A 19167-nucleotide genomic window follows, 5' to 3' on the forward strand; every position below is an offset into this window, starting at 1 on the left:
GCTCCTCACAGGGCCAGGTCATTGCGCAGGATCGTGCCCAGGCCGAAGCACTCGCGGCGGCTCTGGTTGTGGCTCAACGGCTCGGCGCCGTTGGTGCGCTGCTTGTCGGTGAACCAGGTGGTGCCGGCAGCCTTCTGGCTGCTGCACTCCAGGAAGCCGTCCGAGCAGCTGTTCAACCAGTTCTGGGTGAACTCCAGCCCCACGTTCTGCGCGTAGCCTCCGCAGTAGCTGTTGCTGTCCCATACCGCCGACTCCACATCCGAGCCGACCACCGCGCGGAACGGCCTGGGCAGCGCCGGGCGCCCGGCCGTGCCGTACAGGTTCTGTGCGTTGTAGGTGGCCATGTGGCCCACCTGCTGCTGGCGGACCGCGTCGTTGGTGTACCCGAGCAGCCAGCCCACCGAGGTTTCAAAGGTATTGCCGTTGAGGACCGCATCGGCCAGCGGCGTGCCCGCCGAGGAGGGCGCCAGCGCGGTGACCTTGCTGACCGTCTGGATGATCTTCGGATAGCGGCTGTCATAGGTGGGGTTGGACAGGATCCAGCGCACCACGTTGCCGCCGTTGGAATGGGTGATCACCACCAGCCTGGTGATGCCTTTGCCGTTGATGAAGGTGGTCAACTGCCCGGCCAGGCAGCCGGCGGCCTCGGGCTTCCACATGTACTGGGTGAAGTCGCAATTGATGACGGTGTAGTTGGCGCTGTTCGGCAATCCCAGCCGTACCGTGTCGATGATGCCGGGCTGCCAGTAGTCGGCTCGCGCATCGGTCTGCGCGCCCGTGCCGTGCACGAACGCCACCCCCACCACATCCGCTGCCTGCGCACCGCCGCACGCCAGCATCAGGCCCACGGCCAGGCCGACGCCCATCCTTCCTGAGTTGCTTCGCATCCGTTCTCTCCCATGTCAGGTGATCCCCCTGGTTCCAGCAGCGGTTCACTATCGAATGCAATGATCGACATTCGCATGACAAGTGGCCGTGCCTTCGGCGGAAGCTATGCCGTAAGCGCATCGAATTCCGTGCGCCAGTAGATGTTTCCTATCTTCTGAGCCGATTCGCCGGTCGATCAGGGTGGTTTGTGCCGGGTCTGGCCGCATGACGGCCGGCGCTGCCAGCGGGCGGGCAAGCTGCGATCATGCGCGTCCGACTGTTTCCGAGACCTGCCGATGTCGTCGACCTTCACGCCCTTCCCCGCCCTGCGCCCCCTGCTCGGCACCGCCCTGCTCGCAGCGCTGGCCGGCTGCGCGACGACAGCCGCCCCGCCAGCCACGCCCGTGGAAGCCTCGGTGACGACCAAGGCGGTGGGCTATCTGCCCGCCGATGCGGTGCCGGCCAGCCTGGCGCTGGTGCCTGCACCGCCGGCCGCCGGCTCGGCCGGTTTCGCCCTGGATGAGCAGGTCAGCCGCGAGGCACGGGCGCTGCGCGACAGCCCGCGCTTCGCGCAGGCCCACCGCGATGCCGAACTGGGCTTCCCGGCCGGCGCCAACCAGTTCTCCTGCGCCATCGACGTGGAGGTGGACGCGGTGAAGACGCCGGCGCTGTACCGTCTGCTGGAACGCAGCCGCATCGATGCCAGCGCGGCCACGCGCACCGCGAAGAAGCACTACCAGCGCCCACGGCCGTTCATGGTCAACAACGAACCCACCTGCAGTCCGGAAGACGAGCAGGACCTGCGCGGCAATGGCTCCTACCCGTCAGGCCACACCTCGATCGGCTGGGCCTGGGCGTTGATCCTGTCCGAAATCGCGCCGGACCGCGCCGACGCGATCCAGGCCCGTGGCCGCAACTACGGCGAAAGCCGGCTGGTATGCAACGTGCACTGGCAGAGCGACATCCTCGAAGGGCGTTTCATGGGCGCCGCCGCCGTGGCGCGCCTGCACGGCAACGCCGCGTTCAACAAGGACCTGATGGCCGCACGAAAGGAGATCGTCGCCGCGCGCAAGGCGGGCCTGCATTCCAGCCGCGACTGCGCGGCCGAGGAAGCGGTGCTGAAGGTGCGGCCGGCAAGCGCGCTGTAGGAGACCTTGCGTGTAACCGCCGACCAACGGTCGGCGCTACGGAAGCGGGTGCCGACGCGTGGTCGGCACCCGCCCGGCCATCAGAACTTCGCGGTGAACTCCACGCCGAACGTACGCGGCTCGTTGAGGAAGCCGGTCAGGTTGTTGAAGTCGATCGCACCGACCACACGCACCTGGTCGGTCAGGTTGCGACCGTACACGGCAACGTCGTACTGGCCGTAATCCCAGTTGTAGCCCAGGCGCAGGCCGCCTTCCAGCGACGAACGGCTGCGGAACTCCGGGGACTCGTACAGGAAGAAGTTCACTTCGCTGCGGTAAGCCCAGTCGGTGTACACGTACAGCTCGCTGGCGTCAGTGATCGGGAAGCCCGCACGCAGGGTCAGGTTGTGGATCCACTTCGGCGCCTGCGGCAGCGGATTGCCGTTGACCAGCGCGTAGGTGCCGCCGTTGATCACGGTGGTCGGGTCGGTGATGGTGCAGCCGCCACCGCAGATCGCCACCGCCAGGTCGCGGTCCTTGATCTCGGTGTCGTTGTAGCTGCTGCCCAGGGTGAGCAGCACGTGGTCGGTCAGGTAGGCTTCGAAGTCCAGCTCGGCGCCCTGGCCGATGGTCCTGTCGGCGTTGAGCAGGGTGGCGGTGTTGTTGCTGCCGCCCACGGCGATCAACTGCTGGCCGTCCACGTTGTAGCGGAACACGTTGAAGCCCAGGCGGGCACGACGGTCGAACAGGTCGGCCTTGATGCCGGCCTCGTAGGAGATCACCTTCTCCGAATCGGCCTGCGACACGCCGCCGAAGGCCAGGCGGCCCTGGATCGACGGGGCGCGGAAGCCCTTGGCCACGCGCGCGTAGGCATTGAGGTTGTCGGTGATCTGGTACACACCGCTCAGATCCCAGCTGACGTCGTCGACATCGCTCCTGGCGATGTACGGGCCGCTGACCGGCGTCCCCCCCTGCACGGCCTGCAGCACGCTGGCGCTGAAGTCCTTCTTGTCCTGCGTGTAGCGCACGCCACCGCGCAGCTTGAAGCGCTCGGTCACGTCGACATCGCCGGAAGCGAACGCGGCCCACGCCTTGTTGCGCTGGGTCTGCACGGCATGGCCGGTCTGCGGATTGCCCGGAGTAAGCGAGTCGTAGTTGAAGCTGTCGATGGTGACGTCTTCATCGAAGTAGAACACGCCGGCCTGCCAGTCGAAGCGGCCCCACTCGTTGGATTCCACGCGGAATTCCTGCGTCCACTGACGATGGTGCGGCAGGCCGTCGGCCGACTCGGACGGGAACGGGATGAAGCCCGGGCCATAATTGCCCGCGCCCAGGAAGGCCGCGCCGTAGCCACCGTCGATGTCGCCGTGGTTGAGCGACTCGGCGGTCTCGTAACCGGTGATCGAGTGCAGCGTCACGCGGCCCAGGTTCCACTGCAGGCGCGCGCTGCCGCCCCAGGTTTCCAGGTCCGAGAAGTTCTCGCCGTCGGTGGACACGTCGTCGCGGTCGAAGTTCTCGACCAGCTGGTTGGTGCCCGGCTTGATGATGTTGGCGCGGAACAGGCGCGCGGTGCCGTTGAGCTTGCGCTTGTGCAGGTTGAACAGCGCTTCGACATCATCGCCTTCGTACAGGAACTGCACGCGCGCGGCGGCTTCGTCATAGCCTTCGAAGCCCTGCGCCGGCGCGTTCTGGCGGGTGTTGGTCACCCAGTCGTCGCGGCGCTGGTACAGCGCCGACACGCGCGCCGACCAGCGGTCGGTCAGCGGGCCGCCGTAGGCGCCCTGCGTGTTCCAGGTGTTGTAGCTGCCGTAGGCAACCTTGATGTAGCCATCGGCATCCTGCGACGGACGCGCCGAATCGAACTTCACCACGCCGGCGGGGGTATTGCGGCCGAACAGCGTGCCCTGCGGGCCGCGCAGCACTTCCACACCGGCCAGGTCGAACAGCGGGAAGCCCTTCAGCAGCGGGCTTTCCTGCACCACGTCGTCGTACACCAGCGAGACCGGCTGCGAGGCATTGAGATCGAAGTCGGTATTGCCCAGGCCGCGGATGTAGAAGCGCGGGAAGGCACGGCCGTAGGACGATTCAATGTTCAGGCTGGGCACGCGTGCCGACAGAAAGCGGATGTCGTCGCCGGCCGAACCGAGCACGTCCAGCTTTTCGCCCTGGATGGCCGAGATCGAGACCGGCACGTCCTTGGCGTTTTCCACACGGCGCTGCGCCGTCACCTGCAGGGTATCGAGGGCGACCGGGTCCTTGGCGGCGGGCGCGTCCTGGGCTGCGGCCGTCAATGGCAGCAGGGCGGCGAGGGCGATGACGAGCGGGTGCACGGACGGAAACCGGCCGTGGGCAGTGCGGTTCGGGAACATGGCGTTTAGGCTGTGTTGGGAGGGGTGGTGGACCGGCGCTACCAGACAATTGTTGCAGTACAGCAACAGCGTCGCAAATTCCGGTCATTCATTACCAAGATCCGGCCACGCGGGTGTGAAGGCGCCGGGCGGACGTCGCCCGGATTTGGCAGGATGGCGGGGTTGCCGGCCAGCGGCCGGCGCTGCTCCCTTCCAGCCAGGTACATCGTCATGACCCAGTGGTACTTCCACAGCACCGCCCAGCCCGACCGCGTTGGACCGCTCGACGACGAGGCCGCCCGCCAGTACGCCCGCAGCAACCCGCGCGCGCTGGTCTGGTGCGAAGGCATGAGCGGCTGGATGGCGATCGGCGAGGTGCCCGAGCTGCTGGCCAGCACGGCCGTCCCGACCGGCGCGCCGCCGCCGCTGCCGGGAGCGGGCGGCCGCAGCCAGCGCGCCGACGATATCGAGTTCCGCATCGTCGGGCATGAAATGCAGTTCGTGGAGATCGAGCTGGACCCGGGCGAGAGCGCCATCGCCGAAGCCGGCGCGCTGATGTTCAAGGACGCCTCGGTCCAGATGGACACGGTGTTCGGCGACGGCTCGCACAGCGGCCAGGGCGGTGGCTTGATGGACAAGCTGATGTCGGCCGGCAAGCGCGTGCTGACCGGCGAAAGCCTGTTCGCCACGCTCTACACGCACACCGGCCAGGGCAAGGCCAAGGTTGCCTTCGCCGCGCCCTACCCCGGCACCGTGCTGCCCATGAAGCTGGACCAGCATGGCGGCCGTCTGGTCTGCCAGAAGGACAGCTTCCTGGCCGGCGCGCGCGGCGTGCAGATCGGCGTGCAGTTCCAGCGCAAGATCATGACCGGCCTGTTCGGCGGCGAGGGCTTCATCATGCAGAAGCTCGAGGGCGACGGCTGGGTGTTCATCCATGCCGGCGGTTGCGTGGTGGAGCGCGAGCTGGCAGCCGGCGAACGCCTGGACGTGGACACCGGCTGCGTGGTGGCCTACCACGCCAGCGTGGACATGGACGTGCGCCGCGTGGCCGGGATCAAGAGCATGGTGTTCGGCGGCGAAGGCGTGTTCCTGGCCACGCTGACCGGCCCCGGCAAGGTATGGCTGCAGTCGCTGCCGTTCTCGCGCCTGGCCGGTCGGATGTGGATGGCCGCGCCGCAGGCCGGTGGCCAGAGCCGCGGCGAAGGCTCGGTGCTGGGCGGGATCGGCCGCATCCTCGACGGCGACAACCGCTTCTGAGGCCGGTACGACCCGGTATGCTATCGCCCATTCACTTTACGCCGATGCCATGACCGCCTTCCGCCAGACCCGTCTCGTGCTGTCCGTTGCCCTGCTCGGCCTGCTGGCCGGGTGCGGCGGCGATCCCGTCCGCCCGACCCCGCCCCCGGCGGCGGTGCCGGTCGCGCAGGCCAAGCCGGTGAAGATCGGCGTGGCACTCGGTGGCGGTGCGGCCAAGGGCTTTGCCCATATCGGCGTGATCAAGATGCTCGAAGCCAACGGTTTCGAGCCGGTGGTGGTATCGGGCACCAGCGCCGGCAGCGTGGTCGGTGCGTTGTATGCCAGCGGCATGGACGCCTTCCAGATGCAGTCCAAGGCGGTGGCCCTGGATGAAGCCAGCATCCGCGACGTGCGCCTGTTCTCCGGTGGTCTGGTGCAAGGCCAGAAGCTGCAGGACTACGTCAACGCGCAGGTCGACAACCGTCCCGCGGAGAAGCTGAAAAAGCCCTTCGCTGCGGTGGCCACCAATCTGGATACCGGCGAGCGCGCGGTGTTCGTGCGCGGCAACGTCGGCCAGGCCGTGCGCGCATCCAGCAGCATCCCCGGGGTGTTCGAACCGGTGAAGATCGGCAGAAACAGCTTCGTCGATGGCGGTGTGGTCAGTCCGGTGCCGGTGGACGCGGCACGCCAGCTTGGCGCGGACATCGTCATCGCCGTGGACATCTCCAGCAAGGCCAGCGGCAAGTCGCCGACCGGCATGCTCGGCATCGTCAACCAGTCCATTTCGATCATGGGCCAGCGTTTGGGCGAGCAGGAGCTGGCCCGTGCGGACATCATCATCCGCCCGAAGGTGCTGGATATCGGCGCGGCCGATTTCAGCCAGCGCAACAACGCGATCCTCGAAGGCGAGAAGGCCGCGATGGCGGTCATGCCGCAGATCCGCGCCAAGGTGCAGCAGCTGCAGCGCGCGCGCGCCGCAGCCCTGGCCCCGCCGCCCAAGCCGACGTGCGATGAACCTTCGCGCATGGGCAGGCTGATGGGCCGCAAGGAAAAGTGCGACGGCTGAGGCGCCGACCAACGGTCGGCTCTACCCGCTGGAACAAGGGCTCGCCCTTATTCCAGCTGCGAGAGCGGCAGCGCCCGGAAGTCCTTCACGGTACGCAGCACGAAGCTCGAATTCACGTCGGCCACGCCGGCCGCGTTGAGCAGCTTGTCGAGCAGGAAACTGGAGAAATGCTCCAGGTCGCGCACGTAGATGTGCAGCAGATAGTCCATGTCGCCGGTCAGTGCGTGGCAGGCCACCACTTCATCCCACTCCACCACGCTGTCGGCGAACACGCCGATGGCATGCTGGTCGTGCTTCTCCAGCTGCACGCGCACGAACGCCTGCAGGCCCAGGCCGATCCGGCGCGGCTCCAGGCGCGCACCGTAGCCGGCAATCACACCCTCGCTCTCCAGGCGCTGCACGCGGCGCAGGCAGGCAGACGGGGACAGGTTCACGCGCGCCGCCAGTTCGGCGTTGGTGGCGCGGCCATGTTGCTGGATCTCCGCCAGGAGACGCAGATCCGTGCGGTCGAACTGGGCATCCCCGGACATTGCTGCTCCGCAACATTGAATGGACGCAATGATATTGCGCCAACCCGTCATATCTGTGCAACTTTGCAATCCTCTTGCGCGCCCCCTGCCCTAGCATCGACAGATGACTTCGCAGGAGACCACCACGATGGACACCGCCACCGCCCCGCGCCGCGTCGAACACCAGCAGACCGACAAGGGATACGTGCCGGTCTATACCACCGCCATCGTGGAACAGCCCTGGGACAGCTACACCGCCGACGACCACGCCACCTGGAGCACGCTGTACCAGCGCCAGCGTGAGCTGCTGGAAGGCCGTGCCAGCCGGGAGTTCCTGCAGGCGCAGGACGAGATGGGCATGAGCGCGCACATGATCCCGCGCTTCGACCAGCTCAACGAGGTACTCGGCGCGGCCACCGGCTGGACCCTGGTCGGTGTGGAGGGGCTGCTGCCCGAACTGGACTTCTTCGACCACCTGGCCAACCGCCGCTTCCCGGTCACCTGGTGGATCCGCCGCCCCGACCAGATCGACTACATCGCCGAGCCGGACATGTTCCACGACCTGTTCGGGCACGTACCGCTGCTGATGAACCCGGTGTTCGCCGACTACATGGCGGCCTACGGGCGCGGCGGCGTCAAGGCGCACGCGATCGGCCCGGAAGCGCTGCAGCACCTCACCCGCCTGTACTGGTACACGGTGGAATTCGGCCTGATCAACACGCCCGAAGGGCTGCGCATCTACGGCGCCGGCATCGTCTCGTCCAAGGGCGAGTCGCTGTACTCGCTGGAATCGGACGCGCCCAACCGCATCGGTTTCGACCTGGAGCGGATCATGCGCACCCGCTACCGCATCGACACCTTCCAGAAGACCTACTTCGTCATCGACAGCTTCGAACAGCTGATGCAGGCCACGGCACCGGACTTCACCCCGATCTATGCCGCGCTGGAAGCGCAGCCGCATCTGCCGGCCGGTGACGTACAGGACGGCGACACGGTCTTCCATGCCGGCACCGGCGAAGGCTGGGCGGACGGCGGCGACGTATGACCGCCGCGTAGAGCCGGGCTCTGCCCGGCTGCGCCGCACCGTAGAGCCGGGCTCTGCCCGGCTGCCCCGCACCGTAGAGCCGGGCTCTGCCCGGCTGCGCCGCACCGTAGAGCCGGGCTCTGCCCGGCTGCCCCGCACCGTAGAGCCGGGCTCTGCCCGGCTGAGCCGCACCGTAGAGCCGGGCTCTGCCCGGCTGCGCCGCGCTAGCGCGGATACGCCAGCAGTACCACCAGATCCTGCTCCCCACGCTGCTGCAGCGCATGCAGGCTGCCCACCCGGGTCAGCAACGCGTCGCCTGCTGCCACGTCGTACTGCCTGCCGTCCAGCACATAGCTGCCCTGCCCACTGACGATGTAATAGATCTCGTCCTTGTGCTGGGGGTGCAGGCCAATGCCGGCGCCCTTGTGCAGCACGCGCTTGCGCAGCACGAACGGCAGGTCCGTGTCGTCGGCAAAGAACGGGTAGGCGGTCGTGGGGCCGGCACCACCATGCGGGCCGGGCTGGGCGATGGCGATGTCGCGCTCGTGCACCACCCGCGAAGGCTTTCCCGGATCGGTGCCCTGCCCTGCGGGCTGGCTCACGTCGCAGTCGATGTCGCGCTTCAACGCAGGCGTCAACTCCGGCTGCAACGCCACCCAGTCGCGCATCACCAGGCACGCCACTGCCGTCGCACCGGCCTGGCTGAAGTGCGTGCCGTCGGCCTTGTTCTGTTCGGGCACGAACATGAAGTACGGTTTTGCGCCCTGCTCGCCCAGCGCACGGATCCAGTGCGTGGAACGGGCGTTGAGGTCGATCAGCGCCACCTGTTCGCGCACGGCCAGCTGCTTCATCGCCTGGGTGTACAGCCCATGCGTATCCAGCAGCGACCCGAAGTCGTACAGCAGCCGCGCCACCGGGGTGATCAGCACCGGCGTGGCGCCCTTGTCGCGCGCCAGCTGCACGTAGCGCATCAGGTACTGCGGATACGCGCCGGCCGGATCGGTGTAGCGGGTGGGGTCTTCCACCTTCGCATCGTTGTGGCCGAACTGGATCAGCAGCACATCGCCGCGCTGCAGCTCGGCGGCGATCGCCTCCAGGCGTTTCTCATCGATGAAACTGCGCGAGCTGCGGCCGCCCTTGGCGTGGTTGCGCACCTCCCACCCCGCCGGATCGAGATAGCTCTGCAGGGCCTGGCCCCAGCCGGCCTGTGGCGCGCGCTCCGGGCCGTACGCGGCGGCGGTGGAGTCGCCGGCAATGAAGACGCGGTGCGGGGCGCAGAGCGCGCTGGAGGCTGCGAGCAGCAGCGACAGGGACAGCAGCAAACGCAGCATGGTCATGCTCCTGGAGGGAGAGTGGCCGGCCATCGGCCGGCACTGCCGGGCAAAGGGAAAAACCCGGATGACAGATGGGCGCCCGAGGGCGCCCATCGTCTGCCCGCGTGGGCGCATCGTTCGAGCGTGGGGCTTACCGGGCCAGCCAGCCGCCGTCGACCGGCAGCACCGCACCGTTGACGTAGTCCGAGGCGCTGGAGGCCAGGAACACCGCCGTGCCCCCCAGGTCTTCCGGGGTGCCCCAGCGGCCGGCCGGGATGCGGTCGAGGATGGACTTGTTGCGGTCCTCGTCGGCGCGCAGCGCGGCGGTGTTGTCGGTGGCCATGTAGCCGGGCGCGATCGCGTTGACGTTGATGCCCTTGCCGGCCCATTCGTTGGCCAGCAGACGGGTGATGCCGGCGATGCCGCTCTTGCTGGCGGTGTACGACGGCACGCGGATGCCGCCCTGGAAGGACAGCATCGAGGCGATGTTGATGATCTTGCCGCGGCCCTGCGCGATGAAGTGCCGGCCAGCCGCCTGCGAGATGAAGAACGCGGACTTGATGTTGACGTTCATCACGTCGTCCCAGTCCTTCTCGCTGAAGTCCACGGCATCGGCGCGACGGATCAGGCCGGCGTTGTTGACCAGGATGTCCAGGCCACCCAGGCCCTCGACGGTTTCGCGGATGACGCGTTCGACCGGTTCGATGCTGATCAGGTTGGCTTCGATCGCCAGGCAGCGGCGGCCCAGCGCGGTGATTTTGGCGATGGTCTCGGTGGGCGGCGCGATGCCGGCCACGGCGACGTCGGCACCGGCCTGCGCCAATGCCACCGCGATGCCCTGCCCCAGGCCGGTATTGCCACCGGTGACCAGAGCGACCTTGCCTTCCAGACTGAACGGATTAGCCATTGCGTATGCGGTCCTTTTCAATGCGTAACAGGCGCCGCCCGCGCGCTGCGGGCGGCGCGCGAGGGGTCACTTGAGCTGGCAGATGTCCAGCACGTGCATGTCGGTGTAGTCCAGGTTTTCGCCGCCCATCGCCCAGATGAAGGCGTAGTTGCTGGTGCCGGCGCCCATGTGGATCGACCACGGCGGGGACACCACCGCTTCGTTGTTCTGGATGACGATGTGGCGCTGCGCGTCCGGCTCGCCCATGAAGTGGTACACGCGGTCGTTCTGGCCCAGATCGAAGTAGAAATACACTTCGCTGCGGCGGTCGTGCAGATGCGGCGGCATCGTGTTCCAGACGCTGCCCGGCTTGAGCACGGTCAGGCCCAGCAGCAGCTGCGAGGACTGGCAGGTGGCCGGCACGATGTACTGGTAAATGGTGCGTTCGTTGCTGGTTTCCAGCGCACCGCGGTCCAGGGCCACCGCGTCCTTGATCGACAGCGCCTTGGTCTCGAAGCGCGCATGCGCCGGGGTCGAGGCCAGGTAGAACTGCGCCGGGTTGGCGGCATCGTCGGACGCGAACACCACCTCTTCGCTGCCCATCGCCACGTACAGGCCGTCCTTCGGCCCGAGGGTGTAGACGGTACCGTCCACGGTGACGGTGCCGCTGCCGCTGCCGACGTTGATCACGCCCAGCTCGCGGCGCTCCAGGAAGGCATGGCCGGCGGCCGAGGCCGGTTCGGTCTGCCGCGGCAGCGAGACCGGGCCGGTGACCGGGGCGGCACCGCCGAGCACGAAGCGCTCGTAGTGGGTGTACTTCAGCGTCACCGCATCGGCATTGAACAGGCCGTCGAGCAGGTACAGCTCGCGCAGGTCGTCGTTGCTGGCGCCCTTGATGGCGTCGGGATGGGTGGCGTAGTGGGTCTTGCAGTACATGGCGTCTCCAGAGCAGGGGTGGGCCGACGGGTCGGCCCCGGCGCGGTTTCCGATCATTCTAGCCAGATAGGAAACCGGTGTCATTTTGCGGTGCAAGGTGGGGTGGGCGGGCCGCCCCATGCACAGGTGGGAAAGGCGGTGCGATCGGCAACCGGTTGACCCGGCGTGTGGCGACGCGTTGATGATGACGACGCGTCGTTGCCATCGCGGCGCGGGTCAATCCTCCGGCGGTTGGCAGGAATCGCGGACGATCAGGTGCGGGCGCACGCTGGCGATCTGCAGCGCGGCCTGGCCATCGGGCTGGATCAGCATCGCCGCGGCGGTACGCCCGGTGTCACGGGTGTGGCGGCGCACCGAGGTCAGCGACGGCCACAGGCGCGAGGCCAGCGGGCTGTCGTCGTAGCCGATGATCGAGAGCTGGCGCGGGATGTTGATCCCCGCGCGCAGGGCGACCTTGTACACACCGGCCGCCATTTCATCGTTGCCGGTGAAGATCGCGGTCGGGCGCTGCTTGCCGAGCAGCAGCTTCTCGGCGGCGGCCACACCGGATTCGAAGGTATAACCGGCCTCCACGATGCGCGCCGGCGGCAGTTCGATACCGCGCTGGGCGAGGGCATCGATGAACCCGGCGGTGCGCTCGTGCGCCGAACGGTAGGCGCTCGGGCCGGTCACCAGCGCGATGTCGCGATGGCCCAGCGACAGCAGGTAATCGGCCGCTTCGGCCGCACCGTCGCGGTCGTGGGTGACCACCATCTGCGAGGTGTCGTCCAGCGGCAGCGAGGCGATGCGCGTGAAGCGGCAGCCGATCTCGTCGAGCATGTCCACCAGCGCCTGGTCTTCCGACGCACGCGGCACCAGGATCACGCCGTGCAGCTTCTGCTGCTGCACGAAGCGGCGCACACCCTCGATGTAGCCGGGGCTGCGCGAGTCGCACGGGTGCACCACCAGCTCGAAGCTGGAGCCGCGCAGCGCGTCGAGCGCGCCGTACTGCATGTCCACGATGTACTGGGCGGTGGGGTTGTCGTACACCATGCCGATCAGGAACGAACGGCGGAACGCCAGCCCGCGCGCCAGGGGATCGGGCGCGTAGCCGACTTCGCGCATCAGCGCCTCGACCTTCTCGCGCGTGTCCTTACGCACCAGCGGGGAGTTGTTGATGATGCGCGAGACGGTCTTCTTGGATACCCCGGACAGACGCGCGATGTCGTTGATCGTGGCGGCCTTGCCCTTGGTCAATCCGTGCGGGGACGGATCGGTTTTGCTGCGCAATGACATGTCGTTTCGAACCGGGGATGAGTCAGGGGATTCTAGCGGCCCTCTCAATCGAGGGCGCGGTAGCGGAAGTTGCGGAAGCGGACCTTGCCGTCGCCGGCGGCGTACAGCGCCGGTTTCAGGGCCAGGAACTTCCCGGCCACATTGTGATGGTAGCCGGAGACTTCCATCTGAACCGGGTACTTCTGCCAGGTTTTGCCGTCGGCACTGGAGTGGATGGTGACGATATGGCGGTTGTTGGTCACCCGCAGCCACAGCCGGCCGCCGGTGGCGCTGGGGGCCAGCCGGGTGGGGCGCTCCTCGCCGTAGCGGTGCATGATGAACTTCTCGCCGTTGCTGCCCACGCCCACGTACAGGCGGTCGCTGTAGAAGAGCAGGGCGCCGCCGACGGCGCCGGGGGCGATCTCCATCTCCACCTCGAACTGGTAGGCCTTGTCGCCGGCAATGGCGGTCAGCGGCGAGCTGTCGCGCGGGGTTTGGCCCTTGCCCTGCAGCAGCAGGCCCTCGCCACTGAAGTCCAGGCGGCGGTATTCGTCCTGCGCCGGGTTGAAGAAGGACCACTGCGCGCCCAGCGCCGGGCCGGCGAAGGTGTCCGACAGCGCCATGCCATGCGCGCCCACCGAGGTTCCGGAGGGCTTGGCCAGCGGCTGGCCGAGGTCGCCGCCCTTGGCCACTAACCAGCCATCGTCGGTCCACTCGATCGGCTCCAGCAGCGCCTGGCGGCCCAGCGTCCAGTACCCGTTCTCGTAGCCGTGGTACATCATCCACCAGCGCCCGTCGGTGCCCTCGATCACGGTGGCATGGCCACGCGACCACCACGGCTCGGCGGCCGAGCGGGTGCGCATGATCGGGTTGTTTGGCGCATTCACCCACGGCCCGTGGATCGAGCGCGAGCGCGCGGTGATCACCATATGGCCGGTCGGCGGGCCGGCGGTGCCGCCCACGGCGGTGGTCATGTAGTACCAGCCATTGCGGAAATTGATCTTCGGCCCTTCCTGCGCGTACGCCTCCACATCCCAGCTTTCCGGGTATTTCCAGCCGTCGTAGACGTGTCTGGGCGTGCCGGCCACGCTGAGGCCGTCGTCGGCCAGCTGCACGTAGTCGCCGCCACTCAGGAACAGATAGCGTTTGCCGTCTTCACCCACGGCATGGCCCGGATCGATGTAGCCGCCCAGGCCGATGTCGATCGGCTCGCTCCACGGGCCCTTGATGCTGTCCGCCCAGACCACGAAGTTGCTGCGGTGCTCGCCGGTGCGGGCGGGGAAATAGATGTAGTAGCGGCTACCGTGCTTGACGATGTCCGGCGCCCAGATCGCCCCCACGTTCTTTGTGATGGCATGGCCCAGCGGCTGCCAGTTGACCAGGTCGCGCGAGTGCCAGATCGGCAACCCGGGATAGGCGTCGAAGGACGACAGCGTCAGGTAGTAGTCCTCGCCGTCCTTGAGCACCGACGGGTCGGGGCGGTCGCCGGCGAACACCGGGTTGAGGAACGTGCCGTTGCCCAGGTCGGCCTGACGCTGGTTCTCGATGCCGCGCGTCCAGGCGGTGGACGGCTCGGCGGCATGGCCGGCCCCGGCCAGCAGCAGGCAGGCGGTGGCGAAGCTCGCCAGGGTCTTGCGCAGATGCATCCGTTCTCTCCTGATGGTGGATCGTGGTCCGGCCGCGCTCAGCGCGTACCGGTCCGGGCAAGGCGCTGCTGCCAGCGCGGGTAGTCGGTGGCGATCAGCGCCTGTGGCCAGGTGCCGTACCAGTGGTAACCGGTGCGGCGCTCGCGCGGCACCTGGTCGAAGCGCGCCACGCGTTCCCCCTCGCGGTTGGCCAGCACCACGCTGCTGTCGCGCAGGTCGTGGAAGCGGCCCCACAGCGGCGGTGCGCCGGGATCGTCCACCAGGCGGCGGTCGATGGTGCTGCGGTGATGCTGGAACTGCTCTGGCGCGGCGTCGAACGTCTCCAGCCGCACGCCCTGCAGCGCGTGGGCCTGGAACCACGCCATCGCCCCGTCCACCGCCGCGATCACCTCCGGCGACGGGTCGGGAATGGACATGAGGTAGCGCACCACGCCCACGCTCTCATCGACAACCAGCGCCGGCAGTTCAAAGCGGCGTCCCTGCGCGGGCTGCAGCGTGGTCGGATCGTATTGCCCGGCCCAGAGCGTGAGCGCGTCGCCCTGGCGCACCTGCAGGCGCAGCACGCAGGCATCGCCCTGGTGCACGGCGCGGTCGACCCGGGCGCGCTGGTCGGCGCCGATGAAGGCGAAAACCGGGTCCTGCTGCACCCGCCGGAGCGTGGTCAGCACGCCGCTGGTGACATCGTCGGCAAAGGTGACATGGCCGTGGTAAGCGGTACGCGACGGCACCGAGTGCGGCCAGCCGCCGCACGCCGGTATCTGCTCGGCGAGGATGAAATCCAGCCCGCGGACGGCGGCCTGGCGATAGCGCGGATCGCCACTGCGATCGAAGGCCTGCGCCAGGTAGGCCACCTGCGTATGGATGTTGCGGTTGTCGAAGCTGCCGCCGGCGGTGGCCTGCGCGGCCACCACCTCGGCACGCGCACGGTCGTCGAGGATCCGCTGCGGGTCCTGGTTGACCGCCCAGCCGCCCCCACGGTGCTGCAGCAGCACCAGGTTGTCGGCGATCTCCCGGTACTGGTCGGGGCGGTAGCGTGGGTAGTCCGTGCCATGCCCGCTCTGCCAGTGGTTGATCGCGTCCTGGAACGCCCGCAGCGGAATCTCCTGCCCCGGCGCCGCGGGCGCGGCGCAGGGCAGGGCGATCAGCAGCAGGGCGACGGCGCGATGCATCGTCAGGCGCGCAGCAGGGCGGGCAGCCACAGCGACAGCTCCGGGAAGAAGGTGACGATCAGCAGCACGCCCAGCGCGGCGAACCAGAACGGCCAGATCGAGCGCATGCTCTCGCCGACGGTGATCTTGCCGATCGAGGTGCCGATGAACAGCACCGACCCCACCGGCGGCGTCACCAGCCCCAGCCCGCCGGTCAGCACCAGCACCAGGCCGAAGTGGATCGGATCGATGCCGTAGGCCTTGGCCACCGGCAGGAAGATCGGCGTGCAGATCAGGATCATCGGTGCCAGATCCATGAAGGTGCCCAGCAGCAGCAGCATCACCACGATCATCAGCAGCACCATGAACTTGCTGTGCGCGAAGGACTGCAGGAAGTCCACCGCTGCCGCCGGCACTTCCAGGTAGGCCAGCAGCCAGCCGAACACCGCCGCGGTGGCGATCACGAACAGGATCACGCCGGTGCTGCGGGCGGCATGGGTGACCGTGCCGAGGAACTCGCGCCAGTTGAGCTGGCGGTACAGCACCGTGGTGACCAGCAGCGCGTAGACCACGGCGATTGCCGCGCTCTCCACCGCAGTGAAGATGCCGGCGCGGATGCCGACGAAGATCAGCGCGACCAGGCCCAGGCCGGGCAGGGCGGAGAACAGCCGCATGGCCACGGCACGCCAGCCGGGGAACACTTCCACGCCATAGCCGCGACGCCGCGCAACCACATACCCGGTGACCATCAGGGCCACGGTCATCAGCAGCGCCGGGGCGATACCGGCCGCGAACAGATCGGCAATCGACAGCCCGCCACCGGCCGCGGCCGAGAACAGGATGAGGTTGTGCGACGGCGGCACCAGCAGCGCCACCAGCGCGGCGGTGATGCTCACGTTGACGGCGAAGTCGCGGTCGTAACCGCGTTTGACCATCTGCGGAATCATCGTGCCGCCCACCGCCGAGACATCGGCGATGGCCGAGCCGGACACACCACCGAAGAACAGCGAGGACAGGATCGACACCTGGCCCAGGCCGCCGCGCAGGCGCCCGACCAGCGAGGACGCCAGCGAGATCAGGCGCTCGGAGATGCCGCCGCGCATCATGATTTCACCGGCGAAGATGAACAGTGGAATGGCGATCAGCGAGGCCGACCCGGTGCCGGCGGAGATCTGCTGGACCAGCACCAGCGTGGGCAGGTCCAGGTACCACAGCGTTGCCAGCGCGGCCGCGGCCAGCGCATAGGCCACCGGCACACCGAGCAGCAGCAGCACCGCGAAGACGGTGAAAAGAATCGTAATACCCATGACTCAGCGGTCTCCTTCTGCATCGGCAACCGGCGGTTGCGCGGCCTGCACCATCTGGTTGAGCGCGAACACCGCCATCAGCGCGCCGCCGATCGACAGCGGCAGGTAGTTGATGCTCTGTGGCAGGTTGGCGCCGGCGGTCTTGATGTCCAGCCCGTCAAGCAGCAGCACGGCTGCCCACCAGGCGATCACCGCGCCCAGCACCACCACCACCAGCGCGGCGAACATGTCCACCGCACGCCGCAGGCCAGGGCCCATGTGCGCGGCGAGCAGGAAGAAGCCGAAGTGACGGCGCGTGTGCACGCCGGTGGCCGCGCCCAGGCTCATGGCCGTGGCCAGCAGCAGCAGGGTCACCGGCTCGGTCCAGCTCGGCGAATCGTTGATCACGTAGCGGGCGAACACCTGCCAGCCCTGCACCACTACCAGCCCGAGCAGGGCGATGACGGCGATGTGGATGGCCACGTCGGCAATGCGGTCCAGCACGCGCTGCGGTGCCGAACGCAGGTCGGCAGAGGTTTCGGAAATCGGGTCGGACATCGCGGCAGGGCCTCAGGCGAAGTCGCGGATGCGACGGGTGAGGGCGGCCAGCTCCGGCTGCTGCAGGTACTGCTGCAGCAACGGGTCGGCGGCCTTGCGGAAGGCCGGCATGTCGACCTCGTTGAAGCGGATGCCGAAATCGGCAACGGCCTGGCGGGCGGTGTTTTCCGAGGCGTCCCACTGTTCGCGCATCACCTGCACCGACTCGCGCGCGGTCTCGATCACCAGGGTACGGTCGGCCGGGCTCAGCGCATCGAAGCTCTGCCGCGACATCAGCAGCACGTCCGGCGCATACGAGTGGTCGCTCTGCGACCAGTAGTGCGCGGCCTCGAAATGGCGGCTGGAGTGGAAGCTGCGCATGTTGTTTTCCGCACCGTCGATCATGTGCGTTTCCATGCCGGAGAAGGTGTCGCCCAGCGACATCGGCGTCGGGTTGGCACCGAGCAGGCGCATCAGCTGGATGAAGATGTCCGAGGACGCCACGCGCAGCTTGAGACCGTGCAGATCCTTCGGTTCCACGATCGGATGCTTGGTGTTGTAGAAGCAGCGCGCGCCGGAATCGTAGATCGCCAGACCGACCAGATCGCGGTGCTCGAAGCCCTGCAGCACCGTGTCGGCCACGCCGCCGTCGAGCGCGCGGCGCATGTGCGCCACCGACTCGAACACGTAGGGCAGGCACAGCCCCTGGGTCAGCGGGAAGGCGTTGTTCAGCGCCCCGGAGTAAACGCGGGTGATGTCGATGACACCAAAGCGCGCCATGTCGATCGCTTCGGATTCGCGGCCGAGCTGGCCGGAGTGGTACTGGCGCAGGCGCAGCCGGCCGCCGGTCTTTTCCTCGAGCGTCCTGCCGATCCACTTCACCGCGGTCACGGTCGGGTAGTCGGCTACGTGGACGTCGGTGGCAGTCAACAGCTGCGCACCAGCCGGTGCGGCATTGGACGACCGTGAGCAGGCCGTCAGCGCGGGCACGGCAAGCGCGCCCAGACCGGTGGCCATGAAACTTCTGCGAGTGAACATCTGCGCCCTCCCAAGCGTGCTCGCCATGTCCGCGCGGTTACCCGGCGGCGATGGCCTTGCAGGTAATGTCGCCGTAGCCGGCGAAACGGATCAATGCCTGTTGGCCCACGGCAATGTCATGGATGCCGGTGGCGTTGCCGCTGGCGATCAGGTCGCCGGCCTTGAGCGGGCGGCCGCGCTGCGCCGAGCGCGCCAGCGCGAACGCGTAGGCGGTGCGCAGGCCACCGGGCAGCAGGGTCGCACCGCCGGTGCCGACCACCTCGCCCTCGATACGGGTTTCCGCCCGCAGGTCGGCGTCGTCCAGCGCGGTCCAGTCCGGGATCTCCGCGCCCAGCACCAGGCCGTTGTTGTTGCCGAAGTCGGACACCACTACGCGCGGGCCGAGTTTGTTGATGGTGGCGAGCGGGCTGCTGGCCACTTCCACGCCGATGAACAGCCGGGACGGCAGCGCCTCGGCTTCCTCGGGCGTCCAGTGCAGTTTGTCGGCCGGGGCGTCCTGCTCAAGCTGGATCACGAACTCGGCTTCGACCGCGCCAAAGCCGCCGACGAACACCGGAATGTCCACTGTTCCACCGGTAGCATTCCAGAGCCGACGCGAGAAAATCGGGCCCAGCAGCCGGTCGTCGCCGGACCCGTCGCGGCGCTCGGCGGCGATGTAACCCACCTTCCAGCCCACCACGCGGTCATCCCAGAGATCGATGGCCAGGTCCTGCACACGGTAGGCAGTGAGCAGATCGTCGGGAATATCACCCGGAAAATCAGCCAATGCCTGCCCTTGCTGCCGGGCACTGACGAACGCGCGGGCGATCTCGCCCAACCCCTGGTCTGGCAGGTCCTGTTTGCCCTGGTCGTTGCTCAAGCGGGTCTCCCGATGATTTGTTGCACTGCCAATCGACAGCGCTTGGATGTGCTGTATATGGTAAACCGGTGTCATTGGCAATGTGCA

The 19167-nt window shown here is 67.8% G+C and carries 17 protein-coding genes; 4 read left to right on the forward strand and 13 right to left on the reverse strand.

Features of this window, described 5'->3' with window-relative positions; all coding sequences use genetic code 11:
• Positions 1 to 5 precede the first annotated feature (5 nt).
• Entirely contained in the window at positions 6 to 887 is an 882-nt protein-coding gene (locus tag OC534_RS05735) for a hypothetical protein (RefSeq protein ID WP_262071532.1), read from the reverse strand.
• Positions 888 to 1163: 276 nt separating this feature from the next.
• Between OC534_RS05735 and OC534_RS05740 the strand changes: the two genes are divergently transcribed.
• On the forward strand, positions 1164 to 2015 hold the full coding sequence (locus tag OC534_RS05740; protein ID WP_262071533.1) for a phosphatase PAP2 family protein: 852 nt from the start codon (positions 1164 to 1166) through the stop codon (positions 2013 to 2015).
• A gap of 80 nt (positions 2016 to 2095) precedes the next feature.
• On the opposite strand, the gene OC534_RS05745 is transcribed toward OC534_RS05740, so the two are convergent.
• Positions 2096 to 4363: a TonB-dependent receptor gene (locus OC534_RS05745; protein WP_262071534.1), complete on the reverse strand. Its 2268-nt coding sequence runs from the start codon at positions 4361 to 4363 to the stop codon at positions 2096 to 2098.
• A 210-nt stretch (positions 4364 to 4573) separates the two neighbouring features.
• Between OC534_RS05745 and OC534_RS05750 the strand changes: the two genes are divergently transcribed.
• Together OC534_RS05750 and OC534_RS05755 are read left to right on the forward strand one after the other, a co-directional pair.
• A complete protein-coding gene (locus OC534_RS05750) occupies positions 4574 to 5599 on the forward strand; it encodes a TIGR00266 family protein (protein ID WP_136005733.1) in 1026 nt (341 codons plus the stop codon).
• Between the two features lie 49 nt (positions 5600 to 5648).
• Entirely contained in the window at positions 5649 to 6644 is a 996-nt protein-coding gene (locus OC534_RS05755) for a patatin-like phospholipase family protein (RefSeq protein ID WP_017355504.1), read from the forward strand.
• Positions 6645 to 6691: 47 nt separating this feature from the next.
• Here OC534_RS05755 and OC534_RS05760 read toward each other — a convergent pair whose 3' ends face one another.
• The gene (locus OC534_RS05760) at positions 6692 to 7174 is read right to left on the reverse strand and encodes an Lrp/AsnC family transcriptional regulator (protein WP_017355505.1); all 483 of its coding nucleotides are present in this window, start codon (positions 7172 to 7174) and stop codon (positions 6692 to 6694) included.
• Between the two features lie 127 nt (positions 7175 to 7301).
• On the opposite strand from OC534_RS05760, the gene phhA reads away from it, so the two are divergent.
• Entirely contained in the window at positions 7302 to 8198 is an 897-nt protein-coding gene (gene phhA, locus OC534_RS05765; protein ID WP_026070682.1) for a phenylalanine 4-monooxygenase, read from the forward strand.
• Positions 8199 to 8401: 203 nt separating this feature from the next.
• Here the strand turns inward: phhA and OC534_RS05770 are convergent, their stop codons facing one another.
• From OC534_RS05770 to OC534_RS05815, 10 genes are all read right to left on the reverse strand, one after another.
• Positions 8402 to 9508: a GDSL-type esterase/lipase family protein gene (locus OC534_RS05770; protein WP_208020016.1), complete on the reverse strand. Its 1107-nt coding sequence runs from the start codon at positions 9506 to 9508 to the stop codon at positions 8402 to 8404.
• A gap of 133 nt (positions 9509 to 9641) precedes the next feature.
• Positions 9642 to 10397 (reverse strand): 2-dehydro-3-deoxy-D-gluconate 5-dehydrogenase KduD, encoded by a 756-nt coding sequence (kduD, locus tag OC534_RS05775; RefSeq protein ID WP_017355508.1) that lies wholly within the window; start codon positions 10395 to 10397, stop codon positions 9642 to 9644.
• Positions 10398 to 10463: 66 nt separating this feature from the next.
• Complete coding sequence (gene kduI, locus OC534_RS05780; RefSeq protein ID WP_017355509.1) at positions 10464 to 11312, reverse strand: 5-dehydro-4-deoxy-D-glucuronate isomerase; 849 nt, start codon at positions 11310 to 11312, stop codon at positions 10464 to 10466.
• Positions 11313 to 11528: 216 nt separating this feature from the next.
• Positions 11529 to 12587, reverse strand: coding sequence for a LacI family DNA-binding transcriptional regulator (locus OC534_RS05785; RefSeq protein ID WP_017355510.1), 1059 nt, complete (start codon positions 12585 to 12587; stop codon positions 11529 to 11531).
• A gap of 44 nt (positions 12588 to 12631) precedes the next feature.
• Positions 12632 to 14212, reverse strand: a complete 1581-nt coding sequence (locus tag OC534_RS05790) for a family 43 glycosylhydrolase (protein WP_262071535.1) — start codon at positions 14210 to 14212, stop codon at positions 12632 to 12634.
• Positions 14213 to 14250: 38 nt separating this feature from the next.
• Positions 14251 to 15411 (reverse strand): pectate lyase, encoded by a 1161-nt coding sequence (gene pelA, locus OC534_RS05795; RefSeq protein WP_166472410.1) that lies wholly within the window; start codon positions 15409 to 15411, stop codon positions 14251 to 14253.
• Entirely contained in the window at positions 15384 to 16667 is a 1284-nt protein-coding gene (locus OC534_RS05800) for a TRAP transporter large permease (protein WP_166472409.1), read from the reverse strand. Before OC534_RS05800 ends, pelA begins: the two co-directional genes overlap by 28 nt.
• A 3-nt stretch (positions 16668 to 16670) precedes the next feature.
• Entirely contained in the window at positions 16671 to 17204 is a 534-nt protein-coding gene (locus tag OC534_RS05805; RefSeq protein WP_262071536.1) for a TRAP transporter small permease, read from the reverse strand.
• A gap of 12 nt (positions 17205 to 17216) precedes the next feature.
• Positions 17217 to 18221: a TRAP transporter substrate-binding protein gene (locus OC534_RS05810; protein WP_026070685.1), complete on the reverse strand. Its 1005-nt coding sequence runs from the start codon at positions 18219 to 18221 to the stop codon at positions 17217 to 17219.
• Between the two features lie 37 nt (positions 18222 to 18258).
• A complete protein-coding gene (locus OC534_RS05815) occupies positions 18259 to 19080 on the reverse strand; it encodes a 2-keto-4-pentenoate hydratase (RefSeq protein ID WP_206147398.1) in 822 nt (273 codons plus the stop codon).
• Positions 19081 to 19167 lie beyond the last annotated feature (87 nt).

Source organism: Stenotrophomonas sp. Marseille-Q5258 (genome assembly GCF_946900935.1).
GTDB lineage: Bacteria > Pseudomonadota > Gammaproteobacteria > Xanthomonadales > Xanthomonadaceae > Stenotrophomonas > Stenotrophomonas nematodicola.

Coding starts and splice junctions, on each gene's coding strand:
- OC534_RS05805 (WP_262071536.1), bottom strand. CDS start 17,204: ATGTCCGACCCGATTTCCGAAACCTCTGCCGACCTGCGTTCGGCACCG.
- OC534_RS05760 (WP_017355505.1), bottom strand. CDS start 7,174: ATGTCCGGGGATGCCCAGTTCGACCGCACGGATCTGCGTCTCCTGGCG.
- OC534_RS05735 (WP_262071532.1), bottom strand. CDS start 887: ATGCGAAGCAACTCAGGAAGGATGGGCGTCGGCCTGGCCGTGGGCCTG.
- phhA (WP_026070682.1), top strand. CDS start 7,302: ATGGACACCGCCACCGCCCCGCGCCGCGTCGAACACCAGCAGACCGAC.
- OC534_RS05745 (WP_262071534.1), bottom strand. CDS start 4,363: ATGTTCCCGAACCGCACTGCCCACGGCCGGTTTCCGTCCGTGCACCCG.
- OC534_RS05790 (WP_262071535.1), bottom strand. CDS start 14,212: ATGCATCTGCGCAAGACCCTGGCGAGCTTCGCCACCGCCTGCCTGCTG.
- OC534_RS05810 (WP_026070685.1), bottom strand. CDS start 18,221: ATGTTCACTCGCAGAAGTTTCATGGCCACCGGTCTGGGCGCGCTTGCC.
- OC534_RS05770 (WP_208020016.1), bottom strand. CDS start 9,508: ATGCTGCGTTTGCTGCTGTCCCTGTCGCTGCTGCTCGCAGCCTCCAGC.
- OC534_RS05800 (WP_166472409.1), bottom strand. CDS start 16,667: ATGGGTATTACGATTCTTTTCACCGTCTTCGCGGTGCTGCTGCTGCTC.
- kduI (WP_017355509.1), bottom strand. CDS start 11,312: ATGTACTGCAAGACCCACTACGCCACCCATCCCGACGCCATCAAGGGC.
- OC534_RS05785 (WP_017355510.1), bottom strand. CDS start 12,587: ATGTCATTGCGCAGCAAAACCGATCCGTCCCCGCACGGATTGACCAAG.
- OC534_RS05740 (WP_262071533.1), top strand. CDS start 1,164: ATGTCGTCGACCTTCACGCCCTTCCCCGCCCTGCGCCCCCTGCTCGGC.
- kduD (WP_017355508.1), bottom strand. CDS start 10,397: ATGGCTAATCCGTTCAGTCTGGAAGGCAAGGTCGCTCTGGTCACCGGT.
- OC534_RS05750 (WP_136005733.1), top strand. CDS start 4,574: ATGACCCAGTGGTACTTCCACAGCACCGCCCAGCCCGACCGCGTTGGA.
- OC534_RS05755 (WP_017355504.1), top strand. CDS start 5,649: ATGACCGCCTTCCGCCAGACCCGTCTCGTGCTGTCCGTTGCCCTGCTC.